This window comes from Protofrankia sp. CiP1_Cm_nod3 (assembly GCF_982290655.1).
This window is the reverse complement of the sequence record NZ_CEVIVD010000046.1, coordinates 31,954-37,899: the sequence shown is the minus strand read 5'-3', so window position 1 is coordinate 37,899 and position 5,946 is coordinate 31,954. Positions and strand designations below refer to the sequence as shown.

The window sequence follows — 5,946 nt, the reverse complement described above, 5'->3', positions numbered from 1 at the left end:
AGGGAGCTTTCGATCTCTCTTTGGTGATCTTTTCTGGCGTTGTGCGTGGCTGGTTGTGCCCGGTGGCAAGCGGGCGTCAACCGCTATCTGTGGGAAGGCGCTATCGGGCCAGGCCCTGGAGCGGGAGTGATCCGGGGGCATCCGGGAAGGGATGCGTTCTGCCTCGTGGGTGGTGACGGCGGGTGACAGGCGACGTTGCCTGCCCCCTTGTAGGGCATTCTCCACTGTCTGCGCTGGTCGCGCGTGGGCTGTCGGCCGTTTTGACGTCCGCGACAGCATGCGGTAGTTGTTTTTCTATTGTGATTTTGAAGTGTGAGTGATGATTTTTATAGTGCGATAAGTGATGATGGCGCGCACCGGCTGTCCTGGCCGGGTGTTTTCGGCGGGTTGAAAAGATCACGAGCTTTGCGTTGAAAGATCGGGATCGTCGCACCGGCGAGTCGCTGCGTGTACGGCGTCATACGGCCGGTGGGTTGCGGCATCGTCTGGCCGGTGGGTCGTGGCGAGGACGTCGTCGAGGCGATCTACCGGGTGGCGTGGCCGGGGCTGCCGTCCTGCCCATGGATGCCTGTCGGGATCCCTACAGGGGGCAGCCGGGGATAGCCGGGGGCGGCCGGGAGGGTGGGTCCCCAAATTTTATGATTCATAAAATTAGTCTGTGATCAGAAACACGGAGAAGTGAAGCGTGGCGGAGGGCGTGAAGTGGCGTCCTCTGGACGCTGTGTAGTTCCGTGCCAGCTTCGCTGGGTTGTAGTCGTCGATGCTGTGGTAGATGTCACCATAGTTCATTGATATGATCTTTACGAGTGTTCGACGGATGTTGTGGAGATCACATACTGCCGGGGTTCGGTGTCATTGGTGTAAGCCTGGCTCATTTTCCGCGGGAATAGCCTGGATGCCGCTGTGGGCACGGGATCCAGGCGGGCGCCGATCCGCCTGAACGATCATCGGACGTGTGTCCGCCGGTGCCCGGATGGCGCGGAAACAGCAGATGGTGGGCATGGCGGGCGTAGTGCGCCCGCCGGCGGCGAGAGCGTCGGCGTCCGCGCTGCCGATCTTGATGTTGCTGGATGGGGTGTCTCCGCCCGGTGGCGTGGCGCCTCCCGTGACGGCGCGAAACCGGCCATGGGCCTCCGCCTGGCGGATCATCGGACGGCGGCCGATGATTTTCTGTGGCCACCCCGGTCGAAACCATCGATTTCACGTGTTCCCGGGGCTTTCTTCCGCGAAACCGTGGCGGAACTCGCCGTCGGATTTTCTGGCGGTGCCGACAGCTTCAGAGAAACGGAGCCGTCGTCCTGGCCCGGCAGCCGCCGCCGGCGGCCGCGCCCGTATACAAAAATTTGCCGGCTGTCCGCAGTCCCATCAACTGCGCTGTTCCCGGCCCCGGCCGGCCCGAGCCGTTGGAGATATCCCTTTCGGGAACTTGCCGCTCCGCGGGAAGGGCGGTATAGGCGCCGGCCTGTCGCGGGTCGGGGTCGGCGGCCCTGCCGCGCCGGCGGGAGCGAGGCGTCTGTCCGGTGCGTGGCCGCCGGTCGCCTGGATCATGAAGTGGCGGCGGGCGGGCCTGCCGCGGGCGGCGGCGTCGAGACCCGCGGCAGACGTCGGATGTCGGCCGGCGGGCCAGGCTGAGCCCCGCCCGGCGCAGGCCGGGAAGTTGGGCTGCTGTGCGGCGATCGCGCAGGTAGGAGCAGGTAGGAGCAGGCAAAAGCAGGTGGATGACGGCCCGGGCAGGTGCGGGTGGGCGCGGGCGGACGGGGCGTGCGGGGCGGGGCCACGAGGCCCGGGCCCACCCGCCGATCCCTCACTGGAAGGAGTCGTTTCCTGCCTGCGCGTCCTTGTCACCGGATGCCTTGGATGCTCTTCGCCAGCCGGTCAGGAGGGCTGTTCGGCCGAGGAAGCGATCTCACCCGAAGAAATGATCGTGATGGACGCCTGCGTCGGCGGCGGATCCGGAGATCGACATTTTCGGCCGACCGCCTTGATCGCCGATTGTCGAGCCGGCGGTGCGGTGTCAAAGCTCTATCAGGTTGTCGGCCTAAGTGGTACGGTCGACATCCTTGGCACTCTGTCCATGCTCGCTCTGTCCGTGCTCACTCTGTCCATCCTATCGAGTAAGGATGCGCTCGCCGCTACCCCACGATGTTACGCTCCAGCTCTCACCATCGCCGACGCGATTCCCCGGTCGCGCCGATAATGCGACTCGTGGTTATTTCGGGGGCCGCCGCCTTCGTGGTCGGCGGGATGGGGTTCATTTCCTTGTCGGACACGACTGACACATCACCGGTCGTAGCGGGGCCGGTCGTGGCGGGCTCCGCGCCGTCCGGCGCCGCCGTCCGCCCGGACGCGGGCAGGGGGTCTGCCCACGTCGACGACCAGCTGTGGGCGTCGCCGTATCCGGGTCAGGCCTCCCCGTACGCGGTAGGCCCGACAGGTGTCCCGGGTGGTTCCACGGTCGCGGTCAGCGTGCTGACGCCGGGGCAGCCCCCGGAGGCCGGTGGTGGCGTCATCGCGCCGAGTCTGACGGCGGCCGAGCCCGCCGCCGCACCGGCCCAGGGCGGGCCCGCCCCGCTCCCGCCGCGCCTCTCGCGGGCAAGCCCGCTTCCCCCGCGCCCGCCGCGCCCGCGCCGGCGGCGAACGCCCCTGCCGCGGCGTCCACCCCGAAGCCCGCTCCCACGCCGACGCAGCAGCAGGCCGCTCCGCGGCAGAACTCGTGCCCGAGCCTGCTCGGGCTCCTGCGGCTCTGTCTCAACGTGTCGCTGGGCTGATCCTCCGCCGTCCGGGCGGCTGACCCGGACGGCGGAGGATCGACGGGATCACGCTGCGTCCCTCGTGTTGATCATGAGGTCGCGACCGGGGTGGTACGGCCATGCGGGCCGGGTCACAGCCTGCCCGCATGGAAGATCTTTTTGCTTTGGGGCGCACACCCCGTGGGTATGCGGCGAGGCGTCCGGAGGCACCCACTTCGTGTTGACGGGCCGGACGGGCTGACCGCCCGGGCACGGGCGCCGCGGCCGCTGATCGGTGCCGCGGCCATCGGGCTCGCGGTGAAGTTCGCCGCGGACGCGTACCCGTGACGTCGTCCCACCGGTGGCGAGAGAACACCGACGGGGCCGGGCCCGGAGGCCACCGGAGCCCCCCTCGTCGCCGTCTCCCCTCACCACCGGCAGCACCGGCGTCCCTTTCATACTTTTTGAGCTTTAGGTGATCATACGTCGACTATATGTGACTTGTCCGGCTTTTGCCGGGGCTGCCGGCCGCGCGCGGGGGTCCGGCGGAACGTGTTGAGTCTCGTTGCCACGCTCATAGGAAGAGGTTGCGCCGTGGTTGGCCTATTCTGGGACAGGATGACCGGGTGCCGATCCGACGCCAGAGTCCGTCAGGCCGCACGTCGCGACGTGCTCAGCCGATGTTGCCGTTGCCGGTCCGTAACGCCGGCCAGCCGATCAGCAGGCGCGACACGCCTGTGACGGCGACCTGCGGTGGCTGCAGCGCCCAGTGGAGCGACCAGGAGACCACGCACTGCCGGATCTGCCACGCCACCTGGCAGAACGTGCAGGGTTTCGACGCCCACCTGGCGGACTGCCAGCCGGGCCTGGCCACCCGTTCCGGCCGCGGCGGCCGGAGGTAGGCACCTTCTCCCCGCGCAGGACAGCCGCTCGTCGGGGTGGGGCGGTACGGGACGGAAGAACCGGCCGGGCCCCCGGGCGCTGCCCGTCCGCTCCGGGGGCCGTCGGCCGCCGGGCCGGGGGTGTCCGGGACCGGGAGCGCGGCCCGAGCCCTCAGTCCGGGGGGTCGGGAAGAGGGCCGACCCGTTGGGCGCCGATAGCGAAGCCGGCGAGGTCGATGCTGGTGTCCGTCCTGGGGGCGAACGAGCGGTCACCGCCGCCGTACACGACGGAGAACATGAGCCCGCCGATGCGCAGCTTGTCGGAGATACGGGGGTCGTACCCGTGCTCCTTGAAGGCTTCCTTGTTGTTGATCCAGACGACCAGCAGCCCCTGGGAGAAGTCCTCGAAGTTCAGCCGGACCCCCTGCTCGACGCAGATCCACCTGTCGAGCTCCCAGGTCCACGTCTTCTTGCCGGAAATATTGACCGGATGGTCCGGACGCGCGGTGTTGGAATAGACGATGCCCTCGCCCCCCTTTCGCCAGCCGAACCGGCTGGCGAAACCGTTCCGGTCGGTGTCGGAGCGCTCCTCGTTCTCCTTCTTGTAGATGACCCCGTAGAATCCGGGGAGTTTCCCGCCCTTGTTGAAGTCGAAGTCGTGCGGGAATCTCACGTAGTAACGCAGGTACATCTCGTAGGCCGGCCGGCCCTCCATGGCCAGGAAGAGCTGGCTGCCACCGTAGGTGTTCCCGTCGTTGTAGACCTGCCGGTCGACGTCGTCGTTGACCGGGCCGGCCGGCAGCGCCACCCGGGCCAGCCGGGGGAAGCGCGGGTTGTCCGAGGGCAGGATCTGCGTGCGGTCCAGGCCGAACGTTGCCCGCTGCTGTGGGATGAGGCCCTTGCCGAAGAAGTCCGCGGCCCCGTTCGCCAGGGTCGGCGGCGGCCCTGGCGCGGGAGGAGGCGTGGCAGCGCCGGCATCCGGCGGAAGGACCTCGCTGGCCGGGTCGAAGGTGTCGGAGGGCCGGGAACAGCCTGCCGCCGCCATGCCCAGCAGGCCGAGCGCCGACCCGAGCACGGCCCGCCGGGTCCGGGCCGGCCGGCCCGGGAGAACGATCCCGTCATCGGTGGGCCGGGAGGGCCGCGGGCCGGGTACTCCGGGCAGGTACAATCCGTTTCCGTCGTTCATCCACCGACTCCCGCTCGTGCGCCGCTGGGCTGGGGGTGATCTCAAGAATTCTCCGGGTTACGATACACTGTCCGCTCGGAGGCATATCGGTGGGTCACCGTGGCCGTCGGCCGTTGTGGTCCTTTTGGGGCAGGCCTATTAGGTGCCGGGCCCCGATCTTTATCCGGGATCGGGCGAGTGTCGTCGCCCGCGTTTTCCGGCGGAAATCCGGCGCCGTCCCGGCTGGTAATTGTCCGTATCGTTTCGCTTGCCAGGTGGCGGTCCCGGCGCGAACGGCGGCCGGGGCGAACGACGGCGACATGGCGACGGTGTGCTGCTACTTTCCGCGTTGAACGCAGTGCGGCCGGGGCCCGGGTGGCGCACCCGCTGCCGACCGGTCGATGACGGTCGTGGGCAGGGACGACAGCCATGGACGGGGACGGACAGGGACGGGCGGGGACAGGCGGGAGTGGGCGGGGGACGGGCGGACGCCCGGGGACCGCTGATCGCGGGAGAGCGGGTATGACGGTTTGCGGGCTGCTGCGCCTGGACGGTGCCCCGGTGCGGCGTTCGGTCCTCACGGCGATGCTCGCCTCGTCGTCGCTGGGCCTGCCGCCGGCACGGGGTGTGCACCTCGACGGGCCGTTCGGCGTGGTGACGGCCTCGGGGCCCGCCGGTGACCCGACACCGCCGATCGCGGTGGACGCGGAGGGGCTGGTCGTCGTCCTCGACGGCCGCCCCGGACGACGGCGCCGGGGCGGGAACGGCCCGGTAGCGCCGCGCGGCAGTGCGCCAGCCGGCCTCCATGCCCAACCGTCGGTTGCTGTGCCGCCAGGCCTGCCCGCGCGGCCGCCGGCCGGCGTACGGGATGGTCTGCCGGCGCAGCCGCCGGCCGGCGTACGGGATGGTCGGCCCGCCGCTCTTGCCGGTGCGGGCTGTACCGACGCCTGCCTGCTCGCGGCCGCCTACCGCAGGGACGGGGAACGCTGTCTCGGGCCGCTGGGCGGGGACTGGGTCGCGCTGATCTGGGAGCCGGACCGTCGGCGGCTTGTCTGCGCCCGTGCCGGCGATCCGGGGCAGGAACTGCTCACCTGGTCGGACGGGCGCGTTTTCGCGTTCGGGACGGAACCGGCGCAGCTCCGTGCCGCGGGGATGCCGGTGCTGCCGGTGA

Annotated in this window: 4 protein-coding genes; 2 read left to right on the top strand and 2 right to left on the bottom strand. The window is 69.7% G+C overall.

What is annotated here, in order from left to right:
• Positions 1-3,402: 3,402 nt before the first annotated feature.
• The gene (locus AC5LUJ_RS11410) at positions 3,403-3,543 is read right to left on the bottom strand and encodes a hypothetical protein (RefSeq protein ID WP_493464913.1); all 141 of its coding nucleotides are present in this window, start codon (positions 3,541-3,543) and stop codon (positions 3,403-3,405) included.
• Between AC5LUJ_RS11410 and AC5LUJ_RS11405 the strand changes: the two genes are divergently transcribed.
• Positions 3,530-3,631 (top strand): hypothetical protein, encoded by a 102-nt coding sequence (locus AC5LUJ_RS11405; protein ID WP_445548228.1) that lies wholly within the window; start codon positions 3,530-3,532, stop codon positions 3,629-3,631. The genes AC5LUJ_RS11410 and AC5LUJ_RS11405 overlap by 14 nt on opposite strands.
• A gap of 151 nt (positions 3,632-3,782) precedes the next feature.
• Here the strand turns inward: AC5LUJ_RS11405 and AC5LUJ_RS11400 are convergent, their stop codons facing one another.
• The gene (locus AC5LUJ_RS11400) at positions 3,783-4,796 is read right to left on the bottom strand and encodes a polysaccharide lyase (protein ID WP_250289891.1); all 1,014 of its coding nucleotides are present in this window, start codon (positions 4,794-4,796) and stop codon (positions 3,783-3,785) included.
• Between the two features lie 501 nt (positions 4,797-5,297).
• Between AC5LUJ_RS11400 and AC5LUJ_RS11395 the strand changes: the two genes are divergently transcribed.
• Positions 5,298-5,946: class II glutamine amidotransferase domain-containing protein (locus tag AC5LUJ_RS11395; RefSeq protein ID WP_493464912.1), on the top strand; the 649-nt coding region annotated here is incomplete at its 3' end.